The sequence below is a fragment of the Rahnella sp. WP5 genome (genome assembly GCF_000745615.1).
In the GTDB taxonomy this organism is placed as follows: Bacteria; Pseudomonadota; Gammaproteobacteria; order Enterobacterales; family Enterobacteriaceae; genus Rahnella; species Rahnella aceris.
Genome location: NZ_JQJR01000011.1, coordinates 185,257 through 209,553 on the forward strand (window position 1 = coordinate 185,257; position 24,297 = coordinate 209,553).

Annotated in this window: 25 protein-coding genes; 3 read left to right on the forward strand and 22 right to left on the reverse strand. The window is 54.6% G+C overall.

What is annotated here, in order from left to right:
* Positions 1-152: 152 nt before the first annotated feature.
* From flgL to flgB, 11 genes are all read right to left on the reverse strand, one after another.
* Positions 153-1,115 carry a flagellar hook-associated protein FlgL gene (gene flgL, locus EX31_RS11265; protein ID WP_013575173.1) on the reverse strand — a complete coding sequence of 321 codons (963 nt, stop codon included), beginning with the start codon at positions 1,113-1,115 and terminating at the stop codon, positions 153-155.
* A 27-nt stretch (positions 1,116-1,142) separates the two neighbouring features.
* A complete protein-coding gene (flgK, locus tag EX31_RS11270; RefSeq protein WP_037034827.1) occupies positions 1,143-2,795 on the reverse strand; it encodes a flagellar hook-associated protein FlgK in 1,653 nt (550 codons plus the stop codon).
* 140 nt (positions 2,796-2,935) lie between these two features.
* Positions 2,936-3,886, reverse strand: coding sequence for a flagellar assembly peptidoglycan hydrolase FlgJ (flgJ, locus tag EX31_RS11275; protein ID WP_013575171.1), 951 nt, complete (start codon positions 3,884-3,886; stop codon positions 2,936-2,938).
* Entirely contained in the window at positions 3,886-4,992 is a 1,107-nt protein-coding gene (locus tag EX31_RS11280) for a flagellar basal body P-ring protein FlgI (RefSeq protein WP_037034828.1), read from the reverse strand. Before EX31_RS11280 ends, flgJ begins: the two co-directional genes overlap by 1 nt.
* Before the next feature lie 10 nt (positions 4,993-5,002).
* Positions 5,003-5,707: a flagellar basal body L-ring protein FlgH gene (locus EX31_RS11285; protein ID WP_071823641.1), complete on the reverse strand. Its 705-nt coding sequence runs from the start codon at positions 5,705-5,707 to the stop codon at positions 5,003-5,005.
* A gap of 127 nt (positions 5,708-5,834) precedes the next feature.
* Positions 5,835-6,617 carry a flagellar basal-body rod protein FlgG gene (flgG, locus tag EX31_RS11290; RefSeq protein ID WP_013575168.1) on the reverse strand — a complete coding sequence of 261 codons (783 nt, stop codon included), beginning with the start codon at positions 6,615-6,617 and terminating at the stop codon, positions 5,835-5,837.
* Between the two features lie 21 nt (positions 6,618-6,638).
* The gene (locus EX31_RS11295; protein WP_013575167.1) at positions 6,639-7,394 is read right to left on the reverse strand and encodes a flagellar basal body rod protein FlgF; all 756 of its coding nucleotides are present in this window, start codon (positions 7,392-7,394) and stop codon (positions 6,639-6,641) included.
* 34 nt (positions 7,395-7,428) lie between these two features.
* Positions 7,429-8,673, reverse strand: coding sequence for a flagellar hook protein FlgE (flgE, locus tag EX31_RS11300; RefSeq protein WP_037034831.1), 1,245 nt, complete (start codon positions 8,671-8,673; stop codon positions 7,429-7,431).
* Between the two features lie 77 nt (positions 8,674-8,750).
* The gene (gene flgD, locus EX31_RS11305) at positions 8,751-9,455 is read right to left on the reverse strand and encodes a flagellar hook assembly protein FlgD (RefSeq protein ID WP_013575165.1); all 705 of its coding nucleotides are present in this window, start codon (positions 9,453-9,455) and stop codon (positions 8,751-8,753) included.
* An 11-nt stretch (positions 9,456-9,466) separates the two neighbouring features.
* Positions 9,467-9,871 carry a flagellar basal body rod protein FlgC gene (gene flgC, locus EX31_RS11310; protein WP_013575164.1) on the reverse strand — a complete coding sequence of 135 codons (405 nt, stop codon included), beginning with the start codon at positions 9,869-9,871 and terminating at the stop codon, positions 9,467-9,469.
* Between the two features lie 6 nt (positions 9,872-9,877).
* Complete coding sequence (gene flgB, locus EX31_RS11315; RefSeq protein ID WP_013575163.1) at positions 9,878-10,288, reverse strand: flagellar basal body rod protein FlgB; 411 nt, start codon at positions 10,286-10,288, stop codon at positions 9,878-9,880.
* 164 nt (positions 10,289-10,452) lie between these two features.
* On the opposite strand from flgB, the gene flgA reads away from it, so the two are divergent.
* The 3 genes from flgA (at position 10,453) to EX31_RS11330 (ending at position 12,148) form a co-directional block, all read left to right on the forward strand.
* Entirely contained in the window at positions 10,453-11,184 is a 732-nt protein-coding gene (gene flgA / locus EX31_RS11320; RefSeq protein ID WP_015689767.1) for a flagellar basal body P-ring formation chaperone FlgA, read from the forward strand.
* A 159-nt stretch (positions 11,185-11,343) separates the two neighbouring features.
* On the forward strand, positions 11,344-11,646 hold the full coding sequence (gene flgM / locus EX31_RS11325) for a flagellar biosynthesis anti-sigma factor FlgM (protein ID WP_013575161.1): 303 nt from the start codon (positions 11,344-11,346) through the stop codon (positions 11,644-11,646).
* 49 nt (positions 11,647-11,695) lie between these two features.
* Positions 11,696-12,148 (forward strand): flagella synthesis protein FlgN, encoded by a 453-nt coding sequence (locus EX31_RS11330; protein WP_013575160.1) that lies wholly within the window; start codon positions 11,696-11,698, stop codon positions 12,146-12,148.
* A 431-nt stretch (positions 12,149-12,579) separates the two neighbouring features.
* Here the strand turns inward: EX31_RS11330 and EX31_RS11335 are convergent, their stop codons facing one another.
* From EX31_RS11335 to EX31_RS11385, 11 genes are all read right to left on the reverse strand, one after another.
* Positions 12,580-12,996, reverse strand: coding sequence for a flagellar protein FlhE (locus EX31_RS11335; RefSeq protein ID WP_037034832.1), 417 nt, complete (start codon positions 12,994-12,996; stop codon positions 12,580-12,582).
* 1 nt (position 12,997) lies between these two features.
* The gene (gene flhA / locus EX31_RS11340; protein ID WP_037034835.1) at positions 12,998-15,082 is read right to left on the reverse strand and encodes a flagellar biosynthesis protein FlhA; all 2,085 of its coding nucleotides are present in this window, start codon (positions 15,080-15,082) and stop codon (positions 12,998-13,000) included.
* Complete coding sequence (flhB, locus tag EX31_RS11345) at positions 15,075-16,229, reverse strand: flagellar biosynthesis protein FlhB (protein WP_013575156.1); 1,155 nt, start codon at positions 16,227-16,229, stop codon at positions 15,075-15,077. The genes flhA and flhB overlap by 8 nt, the downstream gene beginning before the upstream one ends.
* Before the next feature lie 325 nt (positions 16,230-16,554).
* A complete protein-coding gene (cheZ, locus tag EX31_RS11350; RefSeq protein WP_013575155.1) occupies positions 16,555-17,199 on the reverse strand; it encodes a protein phosphatase CheZ in 645 nt (214 codons plus the stop codon).
* A gap of 10 nt (positions 17,200-17,209) precedes the next feature.
* A complete protein-coding gene (gene cheY, locus EX31_RS11355) occupies positions 17,210-17,599 on the reverse strand; it encodes a chemotaxis response regulator CheY (protein WP_013575154.1) in 390 nt (129 codons plus the stop codon).
* Between the two features lie 46 nt (positions 17,600-17,645).
* Complete coding sequence (locus tag EX31_RS11360; protein ID WP_013575153.1) at positions 17,646-18,695, reverse strand: protein-glutamate methylesterase/protein-glutamine glutaminase; 1,050 nt, start codon at positions 18,693-18,695, stop codon at positions 17,646-17,648.
* Positions 18,695-19,567: a protein-glutamate O-methyltransferase CheR gene (gene cheR, locus EX31_RS11365; protein ID WP_013575152.1), complete on the reverse strand. Its 873-nt coding sequence runs from the start codon at positions 19,565-19,567 to the stop codon at positions 18,695-18,697. The genes EX31_RS11360 and cheR overlap by 1 nt, the downstream gene beginning before the upstream one ends.
* Before the next feature lie 62 nt (positions 19,568-19,629).
* Entirely contained in the window at positions 19,630-21,300 is a 1,671-nt protein-coding gene (locus EX31_RS11370) for a methyl-accepting chemotaxis protein (protein WP_037034837.1), read from the reverse strand.
* A gap of 121 nt (positions 21,301-21,421) precedes the next feature.
* The gene (locus EX31_RS11375) at positions 21,422-23,116 is read right to left on the reverse strand and encodes a methyl-accepting chemotaxis protein (RefSeq protein WP_013575150.1); all 1,695 of its coding nucleotides are present in this window, start codon (positions 23,114-23,116) and stop codon (positions 21,422-21,424) included.
* A 96-nt stretch (positions 23,117-23,212) separates the two neighbouring features.
* Positions 23,213-23,806: a hypothetical protein gene (locus EX31_RS11380; RefSeq protein WP_037034841.1), complete on the reverse strand. Its 594-nt coding sequence runs from the start codon at positions 23,804-23,806 to the stop codon at positions 23,213-23,215.
* An 8-nt stretch (positions 23,807-23,814) separates the two neighbouring features.
* The gene (locus EX31_RS11385; RefSeq protein WP_037034842.1) at positions 23,815-24,111 is read right to left on the reverse strand and encodes a hypothetical protein; all 297 of its coding nucleotides are present in this window, start codon (positions 24,109-24,111) and stop codon (positions 23,815-23,817) included.
* Between the last annotated feature and the right edge of the window lie 186 nt (positions 24,112-24,297).

The following is a 24,297-nucleotide window of genomic DNA, read 5'->3' on the forward strand; positions in this document are numbered from 1 at the left end:
GTCACTTAAACCTTAGAAAAAGTGACATACAAAGCTGAAAGTACCCGGTTTAAGTACAGTCAGAAAAGAATCTGCCGGTCTGCCGTAAAAGCAGACAGGCAGCGATAACGAAGAGATGGAGCCTGGCGCGTAAGCTTACGCGCCGGAGAGTATTACGAATTCATCTGGAACAGTGACATACCCTGCATGGCGCTGTAGGTCTTATAAGATGCCTGAAGCGCAACCTGCTGCAAGGTGTAGGTCGAAATTGCTGAGGTCCATTCGGTATCGACCAGATTACTGAGTTTGGTCGAGTTCGATACATCGCGGTTGTCGCCCAGTGTATCGAGATTATCCAGTTCGGACATCTGCGTACCCAACTCTGAACGTACGGAAAGCACGTTGTTGAGTGAGTTACTCAGGCCGCGGTTAGCTTTATCGATGGCATCGGTGTATTGCGTATCCGTGGTGTTATCCGCCGATGGCGTTCTCAGCGCAGTCAGCGCACCGTCGATGGTTTTGAATAAATCTGATTCGCTCGGAGAACCGTCCGGTTCGGCTTTCGCATCACCGGTTAAGGCATTAAAAATCTGGTTACCGGTATGGTTGATGGTCATGGTGCGACTGGTATCAACCTGCTGAGTAATAGACGTCGTGCCCCCGGAATAGGTTACCGCACCCGTTGTGGCGTCCTGCGTATAAGGCGGAGTATCACTTTTGTAACCGGCGAAGATGAAGCGGCCGTTACCGTCGGTGCTGTTCGCCAGGTTCACCAGTTGCGATTTCAGGCTGTCCAGTTTTGTCGCCAGAGAAGAACGGTCGTCATCGCTTAAAGAACCGTCACCGGCCTGAACGATCAACGTCTGTGCATCCTGAATCGTCGAGGTCACGCTGCTTAAAATCGACTCTTCCTGACTCATACTCTGGTTAGCAAAGGTACGGGCCACGGAAAACTGGCTGTTCTCCGATTGCGCCTGACGTACCAGCACCGCCTGCGACGCCGCCAGCGGGTCATCCGAAGGCTTGCTCACTTTGCTGCCGGTCGACAACTGTAAACCGGTCGCCTGGAAGCGGTTCTGACCATCCAGTACCGCATTCATGTTTTGGTTGTAAATCATATTGGTACTAAGACGCATGGCATCAGTTCCTTATCAGTTCTGGGATCAGCGAATGTTGATGATCGCGTCGAATATCGTCGAAGCCGTCTGCACGACCTGCGCGTTCGCCAGATAATATTGCTGGTAACGTTGCAGATCGCCGTATTCTTCATCGAGGTTAACCCCGGAGATAGACTGCTGTTGAGCGGTGAGCTGCGTGACGATATTCGCCTGTGAGGTGCTGGTGGTGGTCAGCGTGGAAACCTGGTTACCCACGTTACTTACCATGCTGGCGTATGCGCCCGACAGGGTGGATTTACCTTCCACCAGTTTCGCAGTTTGCAGATTCAGCAGTTTCTGCGCGTTGGTGTTGTCACTCACGCCGCTGTCTGCCGCACCCGCTGCGGCGATCAATGAAGAATCACTGATAGCCAGATTCATGCTGCCCGCAACATTGCTGACCGTTTTGATGGTGATGCTGTCATTGGTATTCGGCGTGCCGGTGACGGAAACCGACAAGCCATCGAAATTCATCGTCGGATCACCATTGCTGTCGGTGCCCGCCGTCGGGGTGATTTTTGCCCCGTCGGAAACGCGGGTTACATCCCAGCTGGTGCCGTTGTAAGCCATAGTGTAATCGCTGGCTTTCACCGCTGCCGTGTCGGTATATGCCACGCTCAGTTGGGCGCTGCCGGTATTTTTGGTGTTGCTGACCGTGGTCGCGCCGGTGAAGGAGAAGAAGTCCGTCCCCGCGTCACCGTTGAGGTCAAAACCGGCTTTGTTGGTGGTATTGAAGCTGTCAGACAGCGCCAGCGCCAGTTGCCCGAGCTGGTTAATGGCCGGTTCCAGGTTGTCTTTACGGAAAGTCAGCGTGCCGCCGAGCGAACCGGTGGTCAGACGGCTTTCCTGAATTTCAGAAACCGAACCGTCCGGTTGGGTCATGCCGACCGTCAGTTTGGAAGGATCGGCACTGGACGGCATCGCAACCACCGTTTTGGCGTTGCCGCCGCTCACCAGCGGCGTGCCGTTGGCGAATGAAATATTGTAAGTATCGCCGTCCTGCTGGGTCACGACCACACCGGTGACGTTGTTCAGCTGACTGACCAGTTGGTCACGCTGATCGAGCAAGGCGTTAGGTTCCTGTCCGGTGCTGCCACGGGTCGCGGTGATCTGACTGTTCAGTTTGGCAATCTGCGACGCATAGGTGTTGATCTGGTCAACATTCTGCGTGACTTGCTGGTTAACGGCGGTATTCATGTCATTCAGGTATTTGGCTGAACTGTTGAACTGCGCGGTTAAACCCTGTGCCTCACCCAGCACTGCCTGACGAGCCGCACTGTCGCTGGCATTGCTGGTCAGCGTTTGCAGGCCTTTAAAGAAAGTCGACATGGTGGCATCGATACCTGTGGAACTGTCGCCGAGCAGGTCATCGATAGAGCTGGCCTGATCAAGCTGCGTTGACAGCGCGCTGCCGGTTGCGCTGGCACCCAGAAGCTGCTTCACCACGAAAGAGTTGTACTCACGATTCACACCGGTCACCGTCACACCGTTGCCGATATAACCGGCAGGAGTAGAGATGCCATTACTTTGCGTAATAATGGCGGTCTGGCGGTTATAACCGGCCACACTCACGTTAGCGATGTTGTTCCCGGTGGTACTGAGCGCCGCCTGCGCTGCGTTCAGTCCGCTCATTGCGGTATTAATTAAGCTACTGGACATGAGTGACCTTTTGGCTGCCGGTGACTTTTTACCACCGTGTAATTAAGGAAGCTGAGCCGGGGGTTTCCCCTTTTCCCATTCTGATCGTGTTATCGGCCTGCACCGCTAAAACTTGAGAAAAAAAACGAGGATTTGCGGGTCTAGAAGATATCTTTTAAATCATGGCTATAGGCTTTCACCGCCTGCTCACCCGCGCCTTTGATTTTCTGGATCACACTCACCAGTTTGTCGGCATAATTCGGGTCGGTCGCGTAACCTGCACGTTGCAAGGCATGCGCGGCTTGTTCAGGAGTACTGGCCGAGGCAACCTGCGCATAACGCGGGTTGTTGGTAAGCAATTTGATGTAATCGCTGATGGCTTCCACATAGGAGCCGTACACGCGGAAACTGGCCTGCACTTTTTTCGCCACGCCGCTGGTATATTCCGTGGTGGTGATTTGGGTGGTCGGACCGTCCCAGCTGCTGCCCGCTTTGATACCGAACAGGTTGAAGCTGCGTTTGCCGTCGGCAGTCGGGATCTCGCGCTGCCCCCAGCCAGATTCCAGCGCGGCCTGCGCCATGATCAGCTGATGCGAAATCCCGCTGTCTTTACTGGCGACCTGTGCCGGAATGGTGAGGCTGGAAACGAACTGTCCGCTGTCGGCTGGCAACGGTGCGCCGCCGGTGGTGCGGTCCGGCGCAGTCGGAATGACTTTGCGCAGATACTGTTCCATCGCCTGCAACGGCATGGTTTTCAGCACTTCGCCGTCCAGCGCCATCGGCACCGTTCCCGCCAGTTCTGACGGTTGCTTGCTGCCACCGGTCAGTTGTTCGACCATCATGTCGGCCATGCCCAGCCCTTTGTCGGACATGTCCTGAGCAATTTGCTGATCGTACATCGATGTATAAAGTTTGGTGGATTCGTTATCCAGAATCCCCCCTTGCGGCAGTGCCTGACGCATGCTTTTCAGCATCATCTGCACGAACACCCCTTCAAACTGCTTCGCCACTTCTTTGATGTGCGCCTGAGGATCCTGCGCCACATCCCGCTTCAGTTTGTTAAGGGATTGCGTGTCATACGCCGCCCCTGACATCGACATCAGATCGCTCATCAGATAATTTCCAAATCAGCACGCAGGCATCCGGCTGTTTTCATCGCCTGCAGAATGGACATCAGATCGATAGGCGTCGCGCCTAACGCGTTCAGGGTACGGACAACGTTGTTCAGGCTGGCACTGGAGCGTACCTGCTGAATCGACCCGCCGGACTGGCGTACGGAAATATTGGTGTTCGGCGTCACTACCGTCTGACCGCCGCCAAATGGCGTATTCGGCTGGCTGACATCGTTCTGGCGATCAACCACCACAGACAGATTGCCCTGTGCAACCGCACAGTTATCCAGGGTCACATCGCGGTTCATGACCACCGAACCGGTACGGGAGTTGATGATGACTTTCGCATCCATCGGCCCGACGTTCACTTCGATATTTTGGATCTGCGCCAGAATGCGCACCTGAGAGGTATTGCCACGCGGCACCACCACCTGAATATTGCGGGAATCCAGCGCTGACGCCACCCCCATTCCCTGACGGTTGATGGCGTCACTGACCTGCTGCGCCAGGTTGAAATCTTCGTCGTTAAGTTGCAGGCTGATCACGCCTTCGGTGCCGAACGTACTCGGCAATTCGCGTTCAATGGTTGCCCCGCCGGTAATACGCCCACCTGAAACCTGGTTAACTTTCACGCTGCTGCCACCGGAGGAAGCGCCTGCACCGCCGACCAGCACGTTACCCTGCGCCAGTGCGTAAACCTGATTATCCACCCCTTTCATCGGGGTCATCAGCAAGGTGCCGCCGCGAATACTTTTGGCATTACCCATGGATGAAACCACCACATCGATGGCCTGACCGGCACGCGAAAACGGCGGCATTTTGGCGGTGACCATCACCGCTGCCACGTTTTTCAACTGCATGTTAGTGCCTGCCGGTACTGTGATACCGAGCTGGGACAACATGTTAGTCAGCGTCTGGGTGGTAAAAGGTGTTTGTGTGGTCTGGTCACCGGTACCGTCAAGACCCACCACCAGCCCGTAGCCGATCAGGGCGTTATCACGCACCCCCTGTACCGTCGTCAGATCACGAATACGGTCGGCGGATGCGGGCAGTACCACCAGGGCGGACATCGCCAGACAGAGAATACCGGAAAGGAGTTTTCGCATGATTGCCTCGTTATAACGGCGATAAGTTTAAGAAGAACCGCTGCAACCAGCCCATGTTCTGCGCTTCATTGATGTAGCCATTCCCGACGTACTCGATGCGTGCATCTGCCACCTGCGTGGAGATAACGGCGTTCGAACCGCTGATGGTGCGCGGGTTGACCACACCGGAGAACCGGATAAATTCAGTTCCCTGATTAATTTCGATTTGTTTCTCTCCGACAACTTTCAGGTTGCCGTTTGCCAGCACTTCCCCAACCGTCACGGTCAGGGTGCCGCTGAAGGTGTTATTGGCCGCTGCGCCGCCTTTACCGGCAAAGGTGTTGGCACCGGTCATATCGAGGTCGGCACGGGCATTACCGAACAGACCTTCCAGATAACGTGGCGCTGTCGCTGCGCCAAAGCTGGTCGCGCCGTTGCGGCTGGCGTTCGCTGAGGAGCTTTTGCTTGCACTGACATTTTCCTGCAAGACAATGGTCAGCGTGTCGCCGACATTACGTGGACGGCGGTCTTCAAACAGAGGCTGATAACCGTAGTTCATCGGCTGAACTGACTGGAAAATCGAACCGTTAGGAACCGGCGGTGCCGCAGGCGCAGGGGTCGCTGTGGTTGCTCCGGGTACCAGCGGGGTATGCGGCATATACGCGCAGCCATTCGCCAGTAACGTGATTAACAGCGGCAGCACCAGCTTGCCTGGTCGGTCTTTAGAAGAAGTCATTACCGACGTGTTTTTTTTGGTCACCACAGTTATCGCCTTTAAAAAATCGACCTGGTAGGGATCTGAACCGGTTCAGGACAGAAGCGTTTCCGCCCCTGCCCTCTTGTTTTCAATCAACCGCCAAACATTACAGCTGGGAAAGTTTCTGTAGCATTTCGTCCGAGGTGGACACGGCTTTACTGTTAATTTCGTAAGCACGCTGGGTCTGGATCATGTTGACCAGTTCTTCCGCCACGTTGACGTTAGAGGTTTCCACATAACCCTGATACAGCAGACCCGCGCCGTTCAGACCGGGGGTGCTTTCGGTTGGTGCGCCGGAGCTTTGGGTTTCCTGGTACAGGTTTTCACCGAGTGATTCCAGGCCGCTGTTGTTGATGAAGGTGCTCAGCGTCAGTTGCCCCACCTGCTGTGCCGCCGTCTGACCTTGCGTGGTCACACTCACGATACCGTCACGCCCGACCGTCATGCTCAGCGCATTCGCCGGAACGGTGATCGCAGGAATAACCTGATAACCACTGGAGGTCACCAGCTGACCGTTCTGGTCAACCTGGAAAGACCCGTCACGGGTATAGGCCGTCGTGCCGTCCGGCAACTGAACCTGGAAGAAACCTTCCCCTTTGACGGCAATGTCTTTGCTGTTGCTGGTCTGCGACAGGTTGCCCTGCGAGAACAAACGCTCAGTAGAAACAGGACGCACACCGGTACCAATCTGTAAACCGGATGGCAGGTTGGTTTGCTCAGAAGACTGCGCACCAGGCTGACGGACTGTCTGGTAAAGCAGGTCTTCAAATACCGCACGCTGGCGTTTAAAACCATTGGTGCTGACGTTCGCCAGGTTGTTGGCGATTACATCCATATTGGTCTGCTGGGCATCCAGACCGGTTTTCGCAATATACAGCGATGGGATCATGTCATTACTCCTCTGCCATCATCAGCTCATTGACAGCAGATTGTTGGCACTCTGTTCATTTTCATCGACGCTGTGGATGACTTTCATCTGCATCTCAAAGCGACGGGCGTTGGCGATCATGTCAACCATGGTTGAAACCGGGTCCGCGTTACTGCCTTCAAGCGTGCCGGGCATGACGTGAATCGTCGGGTCAGGCTGTAAAGCCGCACCCCGTGCCTGAACGGTCGCCGGCGTTGGCCGGAACATACCATCATCGCCACGGGTGACTTCATTGTTGGCCGCTTTCACCAGCTTGAGCTTACCGAGCTGGCCCATGGTGTTGGGGTCAGCACCGGCTTCAAGCACGGCAATGGTCCCGTCCGCAGAAACCGTGAGCTGAGAATTCGGCGGAACTTCAATCGGGCCGTTATCCCCCATCACCGGATGACCCTGAACGGTCAGCTGGTTAGTCGGTGACACTTGCATGTCACCGTTACGGGTATACGCTTCAGAGCCATCAGGCATCTGCACCGCAAGGAAACCGTCCTGCTGTAAAGCCACATCCAGCGGACGGCCGGTGTAGTTCAGCTTGCCCTGCGTCATATCTGCGCCCGGCGTGGATGCCGTGACCAGCGTGCGGGTTTGCAGGCTTTCACCGTCTACCGGCACTGCGCGCATCGCTAAAAGCTGCGAGCGGAAGCCCGGTGTATTGGCGTTAGCCAGGTTACTCGACGTCACCGACTGCTGAACCAGCGTCTGGCTGGCTGCGCCGCCTGCGGTGTAGATAGCGTGATCCATAATGCTGCCCTGTTCTCAGGTGATAAAACGCGTATTAACGCAGGTTAACCAGCGTGTTCAGGATGGAGTCCTGAGTTTTGATGGTCTGCGCATTCGACTGGTAGTTACGCTGAGCAACAATCATGTTGACCAGTTCCGCACTCAGATCGACGTTGGAAGATTCCAGCGCGCCGCTGGTCATTGACGCTAAACCGCCCTGACCCGCGATACCGGTTACAGCCTGGCCGGAAGACGCGGTAGCCGTCCACACGTTGTCGCCTTCAGATTTCAAACCTTCCGGGTTAGAGAAGTTACTCAGCACAATCTGGCCCAGTAACTGGGTTTTGTTGTTGGAGTAAGTGCCGGAGATTGTGCCGTCGTCATTGATGGTGTAACCGGTCATCTGACCCGCTGCATAACCATCCTGAGTCTGGGAACCGATGCTGTCGCTGCCGGTGCTCTGCTGGATACTGCCGGTGAAATCCAGGGAAACGGTTTGTGGCGTCACCGTCCCGTTAGTCGCGGTGTTCATTGGCAACGTCAGTGCCAGACCGGCATTGGCGACGCCTGCGGCGTTAGTGGTACTCACCAGCGCACCACTGGTATCAAATTGCATTGCACCAATTTTGCCAGCTGTTGAACCTGTGACGCTGCCGTCTTGCGCGTAAACATCCCAGTTGTTCGCAGAGGTTTTCACGAAGTAGACGTTGTTATCGTGGGCATTACCCTGTGAGTCATAGGTGGTGATGCTGTTCACGTAGTTGTAGCTGGTGTCATCGCTGCTGCTGAACGTTTTGGCGGCCGGGATCGCCGTATCCGTTGAGTTCAGGTTAGCCACCATCGTACCCACCGTGGTGGCTTTTGCGTTCATCAGGGTGGTCGGGATGTTCAGGGCAACCGGCTGTGCGCCTGCGGCGATAGTCGGGGGGGTGCCGGTGGCCGGAAAACCGGTGACACTCAGACCCTGCATGTTCACCAGATTACGGTTGGCATCCAGTGAGAACTGACCATTGCGGGAGTAATAAACCGCGCCACTGGTGTCCGTCAGACGGAAGAAACCGTTGCCGCTCAGGGCCACATCCAGACCGCGGGAAGTGTTGGTGGTCGTACCGTCATTGAAGTTCTGAGTGACAGCGGCGACTTTAACGCCCATACCGGTTTGGGAACCGGCAAACATATCGGCAAAAGAGGCGGTGGCTGTTTTAAAACCGACGGTCGCGGAGTTGGCAATGTTGTTACCAATCACATCGAGGTTAGTCGATGCCGCGCTCAGGCCGCTGACTGCTTGGGAAAAGCTCATGTTAGCTCCATTGTACTGTGTGTAGTGTTTTTAGCTCCTGCCCCGGCGAAGGGGAGGGAGCGGTCTGAGTGACTCACTTACAAAATCTGGCGTACAGAATCGACTTTCGCGGTTCCGCGTACGCCCAGATCCAACGCGGTATTCCCGGCTGAATCTGTCGTTACACCATTGACCAGCGCATAGTTCAGCGGTGTTGCCACCATTTGCTGACCATTGTTCAGGGCATTGATGCTGAAGGTGTAGCTGCCATCCGGTGCTTTGGTGCCATCGTCCTGTGTACCGTCCCAGGTATAGCTGTGCACACCGGCAGTCTGGGAGCCCAGCGTGATGGTTTTCACCACTTTACCGGTGGCGTCGCTGACTGTAGCGGTGGTGGTATCGGAGGCCGTTTCCAGTTCAAATCCGAATGGCGTGGTGCTGACAGTGCCGTCAGTGTCGCTGCCGACCAGAATTGCGCTGCCGGACACCATCACGCCGTGACCGATCAATGAACTTGCCTGAACAGATGAACCACTGGTGATTTGTCCGGAAATGCTGCCCAGCGTGGTATTGAGTTTTTCAATCCCGCTGACGGTGCTGATTTGTGCCAGCTGACTGGTCAGCTGACTGTTATCCATCGGATTGGTGGGATCCTGGTTTTTCAGCTGGGCGACCAGCAGAGTCAGGAAACTGCTGGATAAATCATCCGCAGAACTGGTTCCGGTTGTGGACGAACCACCGGAACTGGTGCTGGCGATCGTGGTGTTATCAGTGGTGTCATTAATCGACGTGGTAATTGCCATGATTCGCTCCGCTATTGCCCCAGAGTGAGGGTTTTCATCATCAACGACTTGGTGGTGTTAAGCACTTCGACGTTGGCCTGATAACTGCGGGAAGCGGAGATGGTGTTCACCATTTCGCTGACCACATCTACGTTTGGCATCTGCACATAGCCTTTTGCATCCGCCATCGGATTGCCCGGCTCATACACCATGCGCATGGGTGCCGGGTCATCAACGACCTGCGCCACTTTCACGCCGCCGGTTTCCTGACCCGGTGCTGCATCCACCTGGAAAACCACCTGCTTCGCTTTATACGGCTTACCATCCGGGCCGGTGACGCTGTCGGCGTTGGCCATGTTACTGGCGCTGACGTTCAGGCGCTGAGACTGCGCGGCCAGCGCAGAACCGGCGATATCAAAAATACCAAGCATTGACATGGGCTATTATCCTTGCAGCACCGACATCATCCCTTTGATTTGCCCGCCGAGAACGGTCAAATCGGTCTGATAGCGCACGCTGTTATCCGCAAAATTGGTACGTTCACGGTCCATATCGACCGTGTTGCCATCTGCCGATGGCTGGTCAGGGATCCGGTACATCAGATCCATATCAGCAGGCTGTACGTTGGACGCCGGGATATGGCGGTCAGACGTCAGAGACAAGGAGATGCCGCTGCCGCTCGCACGCCCCTGCTCCATCACCTTCTGCAACTGACTGGCAAAATCGATATCGCGCGCCTGATACCCTGGGGTGTCGGCGTTAGCGATATTGGCTGAAAGAATTTCTTGCCGCTGGGCGCGCAGGTTGAGCGCTTCCTGTTGGAACTGTAGTGCGGCGTTCAATTTGTCGAGCATGCGCCCTCCGCAAAGTGAGATTTTGGAGTCGACAGCATAAATGCGAGTGTCAACTGGCTATCGTCTGAATAAGCATGAAATCGGGCGCTATTTGTCCCTTTAGGAATTGCAAAGTGAGCGTAGACTTGTGGCCAGTAGTAGGTTGGCACAAAGGTAAAACGCGAATGAACATGCTGAAAATATGTCGTACAGGCATTACGCTGGGCTGCATCATGACCGGTGCGACGTCTGGTGCTGTGAGCTATGCGCAGTCTTTGCCAGTGCAAGTCAAAAGCGTGCCGGCCTCGTCCAATAGCGATACACTGCTGTCCTCGCAAATTCAGCAGTTCTTCCGCCAGCAATATGCTGAAAGCGGAATGCAGGTGACCGTGGTCGTGAACACCCCGGCGGCGCGTCAGCCCCAATGTTTATCACCACAATTTATGCTTTCACCGAACAGTCGCACCTGGGGCAATGTCTCCGTGGCGGTGAACTGTAACGGCAAGAAAAGTTACGTACAGACCAAAGTGCAGGTCAGCGGAACGTACTGGGTGGCGGCGAAGAACGTGCCAGCGGGCGCTCACCTGACACAAACCGATATGCAACAAAAAACCGGGCGACTGGATCTGCTGCCACCGAAAACCATTCTTGACAGTCAACAGGCGGTGAATGGCATCACGCTGCGAAACATCAGCATCGGCCAGCCGTTAACCTTATCCATGCTGCGCCGTCCTTGGATGGTGCATGCGGGGCAGGAAGTTCAGGTTCAGGCAACAGGCAGTGGTTTTAATGTATCGAGTGCCGGTAAGGCGATGAACAATGCTGCAGCGAATGAATCAGTGCGGATCAGAATGCCGTCAGGTGCAATTGTGAACGGAACAGTAGGCTCAGATGGGTCTGTGACAGTGACGATATAATCCTAAAGTGCAGCCGTTGTTCTGCAAAAAGCTGCAATAAAAGCTAAAGTTATTTCGCCACATGTCGATAACACACGTATCAGAGTCGTCCGCGACGGCATTTTTAAGGGTTTTCATGAGATGTTCAAAACCCTGATCCCCATACTGGAGAAGAAATTTATGGCTATCGATCGTACTCAAGGTGTTTCACCTTTAACCTCGATCCAGCAACGCGAACCGTCTGAAGCTTCAGTACAGAACACGCGTAAAGAAGGCACTGTTTCTGGCACCACCACCAGCGGTACGGCGGTGACCCTGAGTTCAGCACAGGCATCTCTGACTCAGTCAAGTGCGCAGGACATTAACACGGCACGTGTCGAAGAACTGAAACAAGCTATCCGCGACGGTAAACTGACGATGGATACCGGCAAAATCGCTGATGCTTTGTTACAGGACACGCAGGATTATCTCAAAGGTCTTTAAGCTGAAGACCTCAGTGTGAAGACAAAAAGTTGGAAGGTAATAAGGCCCGATGAAGAACTTTATCAAGACCATGACTACCTTGGTTGAAACGTTGCAAGCGCTGGATCAGGTGATTAATCACGAACAAACGATACTGTGCTCAGGCCGCGTAAATGGTGCAGCCTTGCAGCATATAACCGAGCAGAAAAGTTCATTGTTAGCCACGGTAGACTATCTTGATAAACAGCGTCGTCAGCATGACGAACGCCTCAGACAAACCGCACCCTACTCAGATCCACAAGGGCAGAGTCAGCCGGAAATCGCCGCGATGTGGCAAGATATTGTGCAAATGACCGCCAGGCTGAGTCAGATAAATCGTCACAACGGCATGTTACTGGGCAAACAAATCGCCTATAACACCGAGGCGCTGGCGATCCTTAACGCCAGTCAGACGCAGAAATTCTACGGACCGAACGGGCAGGAAACCGTATCGGGGCAAACCGTCAGGAAGATCTCCGTTTAACGCCAGACGAGGGGAACGGTTTCCCCTCCGTATTCGTATTTCCCCCGCGATTCACATCCCGACCTCTGCTGATACCTCTATCAGATTAGCCAGCCTTCTGATTTATCCCGATCTGTTTCCACCCGTCTGATGAGCAGAATGGCTTGCCTGCTGGGCTTTGCCCTGCCCCCGGTTCAGATAAGAGGGGGTTTTAAGGGCTAACACCTGGTCAGTGCAAACTTCAACATATTGATTTTTATTTAATACCCCACCCCAACCCTCCCCTTCGCAGGGGAGGGAGCCGTTCTCAGTTACAGGTGATCCTGGTGTAGCGACCCGGCCAGATGAGTTCCGGTGATAGCTGAACATCCATACAGATAAAATGGGCAAACATTGAGAATGGGAGACGGCGTCCGGAAGGTTTTCAGGGATTACTAGAGCCGGTGGAGGGCTTACTGATAGTTCACGATCACTTCATTACTGATCACCCGCAGCGGCGTATTCATTGCGCCAGCGCCGGGGACAAAATAAACCAGTCTTAATGGTGCAGTGGCGGACTGGCCGTAAAACGATTTTGTCACCCCGCCTTCGGCGTCCAGATTGATGCAGTGATTCATGGTGTTGCAGAGTCTGACCTGTAAACCGGCGGGTCTTGCGCCGAGCACTTCATATTTCCAGCTTAGGGTTGTGATGGTTGCGGAACCTGAACTGCGCACGGGCGCGGATGCCGGCGGTGCTAACGCGCCCGACGACATCATCACGCCACGGTTTTGCAGCACCACGCCGCGCTGGGTATCGGACCATGAACCGGACGCGGCCAGCGCGGGCAGGCTCAGTGTGGTCAGCAACAACAGTGTGGCGCGGCGCATGTTATTCACCGCCGATGGTGGCGGTCATGCGGATCTGGCGGCTGTCGCTCATTTCCAGATTCGACATCACGACGATATTGGGCAGTGAACGGCGCAGGAAGCGTGACAGCAGCGGACGCAGTGCGTGGTTCACCAGCAGAACCGGTGGCGCACTGAGCATATCCTGACGTTGTAATGCCGCCTCGGACTGGGTCAGCAAACGTTCAGCCAGACCCGGTTCCAGACCACCGCCGCTTTGCAGCGCCTGTAACAGCAGACGTTCCAGGGAGGTATCCAGTCCGATAACCTGCACTTCACCGCTGCCCGGGAACCACTGCTGGGTAATCGCCCTGCCGAGCGCAACACGCACCACGGACGTCAGTTCGTTAGGATCCGGCTGGTTCGGGGCATATTCCGCCAGTGTTTCAACAATGGTGCGCATATCGCGGATCGAAACACGTTCAGATAACAGGTTCTGCAACACTTTGTGCATATTGGTCAGGGAAATGATGCCCGGAATGAAATCTTCCGTCAGCTTCGGCATTTCTTTGGTGACACGTTCCATCAGTTCCTGCGTTTCCTGACGGCCAAACAGCTCTTTGGCGTGCATGCTGATCAGGTGATTCAGATGCGTTGCAACCACGGTACTGGCTTCCACCACGGTATAACCCTGAATTTGTGCCTGCTCACGCATTGCAGGTTCAATCCAGACCGCCGCCAGTCCGAATGCCGGATCAACCGTCGCTTCGCCTGGCAATTCGCCAATCGCGCTGCCCGGGTTGATCGCCATCCAGCGGCCCGGATGCGCCGCACCCGTGCCGATTTCCACGCCCTTCATCAGGATACGGTAGCCCGCTGGTGGCAGTTCGAGGTTATCGCGAATATGAATAACCGGCGGCAGATAGCCCATTTCCTGTGCGAATTTTTTACGGATACTGCGGATACGTCCCAGCAGCTCGCCGTTTTGGGCGAAGTCCACCATCGGGATCAGACGGTAGCCCACTTCCATACCCAGCGGGTCTTCAAGCTGAACGTCCTGCCAGCTGGCTTCTACCATTTGTTTACCGTTGTCTGCCACGGCCGGTGCGGCCGCTGCGGTGGTCGGTTTTTTCAGCTCCTGACCACGGGTCCACCACGCCAGCGCCAGCAGCCCGGCGGTGAACATCAGGAAGACAAAGTTCGGCATGCCCGGCACCATACCGAGTAACCCCAGAACACCGGCACTCAGCATCATGACGCGCGGATTGCGGAACAACTGGGTCACCATCTGCTCGCCGACGTCTTCGTTGGTGCCGACGCGGGTGACGATCACACCGGCTGCAGTAGAGATAACCAGCGCCGGGATTTGCGCAACCAGACCGTCACCGATGGTCAGCAGCGTATAGCTTTCAGCCGCATGGCCGAGATCCATACCGTGTTGCAACACACCCACCAGCAGGCCGCCGACGACGTTGATGATCATGATCATCAGACCGGCAACGGCGTCACCCCGCACGAATTTACTTGCACCGTCCATTGAACCGTAGAAGTCCGCTTCCTGCGTCACGTCGCTGCGGCGTTTTTTCGCTTCGTCTTCGCCAATCAGACCGGCGTTCAGATCCGCATCAATCGCCATCTGTTTGCCGGGCATCCCGTCAAGCACAAAACGCGCGCCCACTTCGGCAATACGTCCGGCACCTTTGGTGATAACCATGAAGTTGATCAGCACCAGGATGATAAACACCACGATACCGATGGCGAAATTGCCGCCGACCAGGAAGTGACCGAAGGCTTCAATCACCCGCCCCGCGGCCGCGCCGCCGGTATGCCCTTCCAGCAGGATCACACGGGTTGAGGCAACGTTCAGCGACAGGCGTAATAAGGTGGAAAACAGCAGAATGGTCGGGAATGCTGCGAAATCCAGCGTGCGCTGGGTAAACATCGCCACCAGCAACACCATGATGGATAACGCAATGTTAAAGGTGAACAGCAGGTCAAGGATGAACGGTGGTAACGGCAACACCATCATCGACAGGATGATCAGGATAAGAATTGGGCCTGCCAGTACCTGCCATTGTCCGGACTTAAAGTTGGCGGGTAAACGCAGTATCGCGGCCAGATTAGCCATGGGTATCACTCTCTCCTGCTGCAAAATCCAGACCTTCAGGGACTGGTAAATGTTGAGGTTTTTTCGGGATCAGCCCGCCTTCGCGCTTCCAGCGTTTCAGCTGATAAACCCAGGCCAGAACTTCAGCCACGGCGGCATACAGCGTCGCCGGAATTTGCTGACCAATGTCACTGTGCCGGTAAAGCGCACGCGCCAGAGGCGGCGCTTCCAGCATCGGAATTTTGTGCTCGACACCGAGTTCCCTGATGCGCAGCGCCACGTCTCCCGCGCCTTTCGCCAGTACTTTCGGTGCACTCATTTTGTTTTCACTGTATTGCAGCGCAACGGCGTAGTGCGTCGGGTTGGTCACGATAACGTCCGCTTTTGGCACATCGGCCATCATGCGGCGCCTGGCCATCGCACGTTGCTGCTGGCGGATACGCCCTTTAACGTGCGGGTCACCTTCCTGACTTTTATGTTCGTCGCGGATATCCTGCTTGCTCATGCGCAGCTTTTTCAGGTTGCTCCAGATTTGCCAGAACACGTCGAAACCCACCATCGGCGTTAATCCCAGTACCACCATCAGCCCGCAGAACACCACCATGTTCAGCGCTTCACCCAGTGCGGGAATGGTCGGTTGCGCCATGAGGCGCATCATGTCCGGCCATTTATGCCACAAATACAACCCGGCGACGGTGCCGACCAGCAAGGCTTTCAGAACGGCTTTCAGCAGTTCCGCCAGCACCTGACCGGAAAATAAACGTTTCAAACCGGCAATCGGATCCATACGGCTGAACTTGAACTCAAAGGATTTACCGCTGAACATCAGGCCGCCGAGTAACAGCGGCGCGGCGAGTGCGATCAAAATCAGGCCGCCGATCACCGGCAATAATGCCCAGACTGCGCGGCCCAGCAGCGTCGCCATCTGCTGCAAAACCTGCCGGTCATCGCTGACCATGCCGTGATCAAACTTAAGCCCTTGCGAAATCATCACGCCAAGCTGCCGCGCCATGGATTCGCCCGACATCCACAGCAGCGTTAAGCCGCCTCCCAGCATCAGAATTGAGGTCAGTTCGCGCGAGCGCGGTATCTGCCCTTCCTCACGCGCTTTTTCAAGCCGGTGTGCGGTGGGGGCCTCACTTTTTTCGAGATCGCTTTCTTCAGCCACCGGCGGTTCCTGTCAGGGTTTACCCGGCATGTAAAACACGACGGGCACAATTTCATGCAAACTCCCAACGTCACTGGAGTTGTAGCAAGGCAGCAAGCGAGAGGATCCCGATGAGCTGATATGAGTCAGTGATTCGGGTGAACGAACGACGCTACAGATTCAATGACGCAGGGATAGCATGACAAAAGCGGCGAAGTCTTATTGGTGAATTAGAGAGGAAAAATGGCGGCTATTCAGCAGATGAATTTATTTGTAAAAATTCCAGATAAGAAAAACACCCCTCAGTGCGAGACGGAGAGGTGTTTATTGCTGACGTGCTGGCACATCAAAAACCTAATGAATCCAGCAGATCGTCTACCTGTTCTTGTGAGGCCACAACACCGACACCGTTGGAATCGAGTTGCGGGCCGTTCAGCAGGCTGTCATTTTCACGCTTCGCTTTAGCCTGTTGTTCAGGAATATTTTCCATCAGCACCATTAACAGCTGATTTTCGATTTCCTGTACCACGGTCATCATGCGTTTAATGACCTGACCGGTCAGATCCTGGAAGTCCTGTGCCATCATGATTTCCATCAACTGAGCATTGGTAAAACTGGTGTGCTCAGGGATTTCTTTCAGGTAGCTGCGGGTGTCCGTGACCAGCTCGCGGGCATCCGATAATTCAATCGGATTTTCAAACCATTCATCCCAACGCTTATCAAGTTTCTTCGCGGCAGATTCAAGTTTGTTCTGACGAGGCTGCGCAGCCTCAACACAGTTCAGGGCGCGTTCAGCCGCCTGAGCCGTCATGGTGACAACATAATCAAGACGATCGCGGGCATCCGGAATTGCTTCGGCTGCCTGAGCAATGGCCTGATCCAGACCAAGTTCACGCATGCTGTCACGCAACATACGGGTCAGTTGCCCAATGCGGGCGATAATTTCGCCCGCGGTTGCTGCATCATTTGCAGGCATTGGTATCTCTGCCATATACGGACTCCTACATGCCCAGTTTTTCGAAGATTTTGCCCAGTTTTTCTTCCAGCGTGGCGGCGGTAAAGGGTTTAACCACATAACCACTGGCCCCGGCCTGTGCGGCGGCGACGATGTTTTCTTTCTTCGCTTCTGCGGTTACCATCAGCACCGGCAACTTGCCCAGCGCAGCGTCAGCACGGATGGTTTTCAGCAGATCCAGACCGTCCATGTTGGGCATGTTCCAGTCGGATACCACGAAGTCAAAGCCCCCGGCGCGCAGTTTGTTCAGCGCATCAACACCGTCTTCTGCTTCTTCAACGTTGTTGAAGCCCAGCTCTTTCAGCAGGTTGCGCACGATACGACGCATGGTAGAGAAATCGTCTACTACCAGAAATCTCAGATTTGGATCGGCCATGTTTTATCTACTCCTAAGGTTTGCTACCCAGCACAAGGCTGAAAAATTAAATACGTAATGCCTGACCGGCTGATATTTGCGCCAGCATCCGCTGGCTGATTTGGCTGAGATCCACCACTTCGTTTACGCCACCGGTGGCGATAGCCTCACGGGGCATACCGAACACCACACAACTGGCTTCGTTTTGTGCAAGGGTGTAAGCCCCTGCGCGGTGCATCTCAAGCATGCCGGCGGCGCCGTCATTGCCCATTCCCGTCAGGATCACCCCAACGGCATTGCGTCCGGCAAACTGCGCCACCGAACGGAATAAAACGTCGACCGACGGACGATGGCGGTTCACCGCCGGACCGTCGTTCAACTTAACCTGGTAGTTGGCGCCACTGCGCGTGAGTTCCATATGTCTGTCACCCGGTGCGATATACGCATGGCCCGGCAAAACACGCTCTCCGTCTTCTGCTTCTTTCACCGTGATCTGACATAACTTGTTCAGACGGTCGGCGAAAGAACGGGTGAAACCCGGTGGCATATGCTGGGTAATCATCAGCGCCGGACAGGTCGGCGGCAGCGGTTGCAGCACGTGGCGGATAGCCTCTGTGCCGCCCGTTGATGAACCGATGGCAATCAGTTTTTCACTGCTCAGCAGCGGCGTATGGCTGAGAATACGCGGCTGATCAATGTTGACGCTTTTGTTCAGACGCGCTTTTGAGGCCGTGCGGATTTTATCGGCAATCATCTCGCTGTAGGCCAGCATACCTTCACGGATACCCAGTTGCGGTTTGGTCACAAAGTCAATCGCGCCAAGCTCCAGTGCACGCAGGGTAATTTCCGAGCCTTTGCCGGTCAGTGAGGAGACCATCACCACCGGCATCGGACGCAGACGCATCAGTTTTTCCAGAAAATCCAGGCCGTCCATACGCGGCATTTCAACATCCAGCGTCAGCACGTCCGGGTTGAATTTCTTGATGAGATCACGCGCCACCAGCGGATCGGGGGCGGTCGCGACCATTTCCATATCCGGATGGCTGTTGATGATTTCCGTCATCAGCTGACGCATTAACGCCGAGTCATCGACGCTCAACACTCTGATTTTATTCATTACCTCTCCTTGGCGAGGCCATAGACAGTCTGACCGCGCAAATAAAATTCCCGGCTGATTTGGCTGAAGTTTTCGGAGTGTCCGGCAAACATCAGGCCACCCGGTTTAAGTAACGGAACAAATCGGCGTAAAATTTTCTCCTGCGTTTCTTTATCGAAATAAATCATCACATTACGGCAGAAAATTGCATCAAACGGACCGTTCAGCTGCCACTGGTTCGCCAGCAGATTCAGTTGCTGGAAAGCCACCATCTGCGCCAGTTCGGGACGCACACGCACCAGGCCACTGTGCGGGCCTGTGCCTTTGAGGAAAAATTTCTGTAACTGCTGCGGGCTGAGCGTGCGCAGTTCTTCGAGGCGGTAAACCCCGGCGGTGGCTTTCTCAAGCACCTGCGTATCGATATCACTGGCCTGAATGCGGCAGCTTGCCATCCGCGGCCCCAGCGCTTCACTCAGCGTCATGGCGATGGAATAGGGTTCTTCGCCGGTCGACGCCGCCGTGCTCCAGACGCTGTAACTGTTCGGACGCGAACGGGCATGCTCTGCCAGGATCGGGAAGTGATGCGCTTCGCGGAAAAACGCCGTCAGGTTAGTGGTCAGCGCATTAATAAACGCCTGCCATTCCGGACTGTTGCTGTCGTTTTCCAGCAGCGCCATATAGCTGGTGAAATCATTAAGCCCGAGTATCCGCAACCGCCGGACCAGGCGGTTGTAGACCATTTCGCGTTTGTGATCCGCCAGCACAATACCCGCGCGCTGATAGATAAGCTCACTTATCCGGCGGAAATGGGTATCGGACAGCGGTAAACGCTGGATCATCTGTGCCATGATCGAAGTGTTATCAGCACTCATTGGCGAGCCTGGTTGATTCATGGTGCAGCTCCATTAGAGGGACAGGTGGTGTAACGGGTACCCAATTCACTCTTCATCTGGTATCAGAATGTTTCCCAGTTATCTGCCGATACCGCGCCTGCGGTTGCCGGAAGTAATGCGGGTTGGGCCACCTGGCGGGATGTCAGGCCCTGAGCCTGTCCGCTGCGGCGTTGACCTGCGCCGTCAGTGGTGGCAAGGCGAAACACCGATACCGCACGGGTCAGATTTTCAGACTCGATTTCCAGCGCATGCGTGGAAGAAGCGGCCTGCTGAACCAGCGTGGCGTTTTGCTGTGTAACCTGATCCATTTGGGTCACGGCAATCGAGACCTGTTCGATGCCACGACTTTGTTCGTCAGACGCCGAGGCGATTTCGCCCATGATGTCAGTTACGCGGGTGACAGCACGAACGATGTCATCCATGGTATTTCCTGCGGATTCAACCAGTTGGGAACCCTGACTGACGCGGCTGACAGATTCATCTATCAGTGCTTTGATTTCTTTCGCGGCCTGTGCGCTGCGTTGTGCCAGGGTTCGTACTTCACCGGCCACGACCGCAAATCCACGGCCCTGCTCACCGGCACGTGCCGCTTCAACCGCCGCGTTCAGTGCCAGAATGTTGGTCTGGAATGCAATGCCATCAATAACGCTGGTGATTGCGCTGATTTTCTTCGAGCTGCCTGCAATATCATTCATGGTTTTCACCACGTTGCCGGTCAGTTCACCGCCTTTTTCTGCGGTATTCGACGCATCGCGTGCCAGTTGCGTGGCCTGACGGGCATTCTCGGCATTCTGTTTCACGGTGGCGGTCAGTTGTTCCATGCTCGCTGCGGTTTCTTCCAGCGCCGACGCCTGCTGTTCAGTCCGTGAAGACAAATCAGTGTTGCCCGCCGCGATCCCTTTCAGGCCGGAGAACATGGTGTCAGCGCCGTGACGCACGGTGCGGACGGTGTCAGCCAGCGACGTTTGCATCTGCTGCAGGCTTTCCAGCATGACTTTAATTTCGTAGCGCCCTTCTGCAACGATGGGCGAAGAGATATCACCGGCCCCGATGCGGTCGAAATGTCCGCGCATAATGGTCAGCGGAGTAAACAGAATGCGGCGGGTCACCACCAGCGCCAGTACCGTCAGGGCAATCAGCAGAACCAGGGCGACGGAAGTGTTGATCATGACATTCTGGTAAGACGCCGCGGTTTGCGTTTGCGCTTCCCCGAAGCGGGCACTGACGTAGGCAGTGTAATCACCGACATCTTTCTGGAACTGATCCTGGTACTTTTGCGCCGGACCGTTCAGAAAACCGTTCATGTCGCCGCTGGACAGCAGCTCAGTCAGCGTCTGCAACATATCGTGCAGTTGCTGATAACTCGCCTTGTTCACAGCGGTCAGTGCCACCGCTTTTTCTGTTCTGCGGGGCAGAGCCAGAAATGCAGCGTAAGCGTCTTCGGCCTTTTTCAGGCTGGCTTTAGCATCCGACATCAGCTGAGTGATGTTTTCCTGGGGCTGTTTCAGCGCCAGACGCGTTGCCGCGCGGTTAAGGGTATTACGGGTCTGCAACAGATAAGACCAGGACTGGCTGAGCGCATCACGCTGTTCAGCGGTGTTGGATATCTGCTCAAAATTCAATTTATCCGTGTGGGCGGCCTGCAGCGATAACCCGCTGTTAACCAGTTGCATAACAAAGAACACTATCAATAACAAAAACATGCAGGTGGACACACGGATGTGCTTAAACATGGATAACCTCATTAGGTGCCAGCCCAGACCGGCACCTTTATTCTTATACCCTTCAGACTCGGGACTGCCTTTGCGTTAACGGCAAACCTGACTCTTTCGGGTCGCGATGTTATGTACGTGCTTAGAAGGTTTCCCAGTTTTCGGTTAAATCTGTTCCCTGCGCTCCACCCTTACCGGCTTTAGAACCAGAAAGGTTCGGAGTCAACAGAGACAGCCTCGCCGAAGATGCCGGATTCTGGCGCACGTTGTTATTTGCGGTCTGGCTCAGCGTAAACACGGCCACTGATTGCGTCAGCAGGCTCGCCTGCTCTTCCAGCGCCGCAGAAGCGGACGCGGATTCTTCAACCAGTGAGGCGTTCTGCTGCGTCACCCGATCCATTTCAGTGATGGCTTGTGCGACCTGCTCAATCCCGCGGCTTTGTTCATCCGATGCCGAGGTGATTTCGCCCATAATGTCAGTCACACGCGTAACGGCATTCACCATGTCATGCATGGTTTCACCGGCACTTTCCGCCAGCACTGAACCGGTATTAATGCGGCTGACAGAATCATCAATCAGCCCTTTAATTTCTTTTGCTGCCTGCGCGCTGCGTTGCGCCAGGGTACGGACTTCACCGGCCACGACCGCAAATCCACGGCCCTGCTCACCTGCACGCGCCGCTTCAACGGCGGCGTTCAGCGCCAGAATGTTGGTCTGGAAAGCAATCCCGTCGATCACACCGGTAATGTCGGTGATCTTTTTCGAGCTGCTGGCGATGTCATTCATGGTATCGACCACGTTTGCTACCACTTTCCCGCCCTTCTGTGCGGTTTCGGACGCGCTCAGTGCCAGCTGGCTGGCCTGACGGGCGTTTTCGGCGTTCTGTTTCACGGTCGCAGTCAGCTGTTCCATACTGGCGGCGGTTTCTTCCAGCGCAGACGCCTGCTGTTCAGTACGTGAAGACAAATCACTGTTGCCTGCGGAGATCTCGCTCGCACCGCTGTAAATTGCATCAGCGCCATGACGTACACCGGAGACCGTGCGGATCAGTTCGTCCTGCATGTACTTGAGACTATCGGCAAGCTGGCCGATTTCATTACGGCTTTTCACGACTATTTCGTGCGTCAGATCACCGGTTGCAATTTTACGGATGGTATCGACGATATTTTTCAGCGGATGGATCAGGATGCGTTGCACGCCAGTCCAGGCCAGCAGGATGAAAATCGCCAGCACAATCAACACGGTACCCAGCATCCATATGGCATGCGTAAAGGAATTCTCGCTCACTTTCACCGCCTCGTTATACAGACGGTCGTTCTGATCGATATAGGTGACGAAAGCTTTTTCGAAGTTGTCCTGATACTGCTGAGTCGGTTGTTCGAAGAAGTCATTGATACGCCCCAGACCAATCAGCTCAATCAGTTCCGAAAGCGCGTCATGCAGCACCTGATATTGCTTTTTGGCGTCGGCAGCAAATTGCGGGTTCTGGCTGGCATCAGCGGGGATTTTTTGATAACTGGCAAAGTGCTGATCGGCGATTTGCAGATCTTTGGTGGCGGTATCAATCAGTTCTTTGACCGTTGCACCGCTGCCCATCTGGTTGGCGTCGAGCATGAAACGGATACCCGCGCGGTTCAGGGTGTTGCGGGTTTGCAGCAGATAAATCCAGCTGGCGTTAAATTCTGCCTGTTGTAAACGGATTTGCTGAGACGTGGTGAAATTATCTTTGTCTGTCTTTAACGATTTAAAGAACAGGCCACCGGATACCAACTGTAAAGCACCGAAGACCACCAGTAAGATCACGATGCCCGTGACCACTTTCATACGGTTAAACATGTTGTTCCTTTTCAAATGAGAATTATCTGGAACAGTTATCGGCAGGAAGAACAGGAACTTTATGTGATGGGGGTCAAATTTTTTCGGGGGAAGTGATCAGGCGACGGTGGCGACAAAACTCTTCAAAACTGCGATGCGATGGGCATCCGGATTGACCAGAAGGTCGTGATGAATCATCAGCACCACGCCTTTAAGTAACTCTGTGGTGTTGTCGATCTGGGACAGGGATTTGAGTTTTTCGATATCATTACCGATCTCGCGCCCTTTCAGGGAAAGGCGCTTATTGGCCAGACCGGTCGCCAGTTCGGACGTCAGCAAGGTCACCAGGCGCAGGGCCGCTTCAGGGTTTGATGCCAGCTGATGAATATAATATTTGAGCAGTAACGGCACGAAATCAGGGGTTGCCCCCAATTCCGCACTCGCCATGTTCAGCAGATCAATCATGTGCGCAGGCACACGGGTTTCCACGGCTTTGCGTTGTATCTGCAACTGCTTTTTGATAGCAGGCACAGACTGAAAAGGGATCACCGCAACGCTGTCGCAGGTTTTACATACGCCCGCAATGATATTTTTCACCATACCGCTGCCGTCATCAAACGGCACATCGCGCAGCTGATAGCTGACAATGCGAAAAGCCTCACAGACGCCACACATCGCCTTTTTCTCGTCTCCGACTTTATAAATAATCATATTCTTCCTTAATGATGAACGCTGATAAAAACACTGGTGGGCTCTGTAAAATACCACTTGATGTACCAGGGTACTCCGGCACTACTGACGGTGATGATGTGGACATCAATACTGCTGTCAAAATGGTAGGGGCGAACCTGATAATTATCTCCGGATGCCCTGCCGATTAAGGCCGCCACTTCAAAGGGCGAGATGTCACCCGTACTTAACAAATTCTTAAGCTGAATCCCGCGTCTTGCCTCAAATTCAATATTTCCATTCTTCAAACATTCGATCACCTTCCATTTGATCTCTCTGAAACTCATGAGCCCTCAATGTACGCCAGTTGTCGTACTTAATCAAATTATCATTTTGCATCACGACTATTTCCGTGAAGCCCCGTCCCGCAGGGCTATCACGCCATATTCAGTAAAAAGATGCGCAGGGAAAATGATTATTTTTCAGGTAAATGGAAGACATTACGCAAAAACGCGCTGCACGACATGCAACGC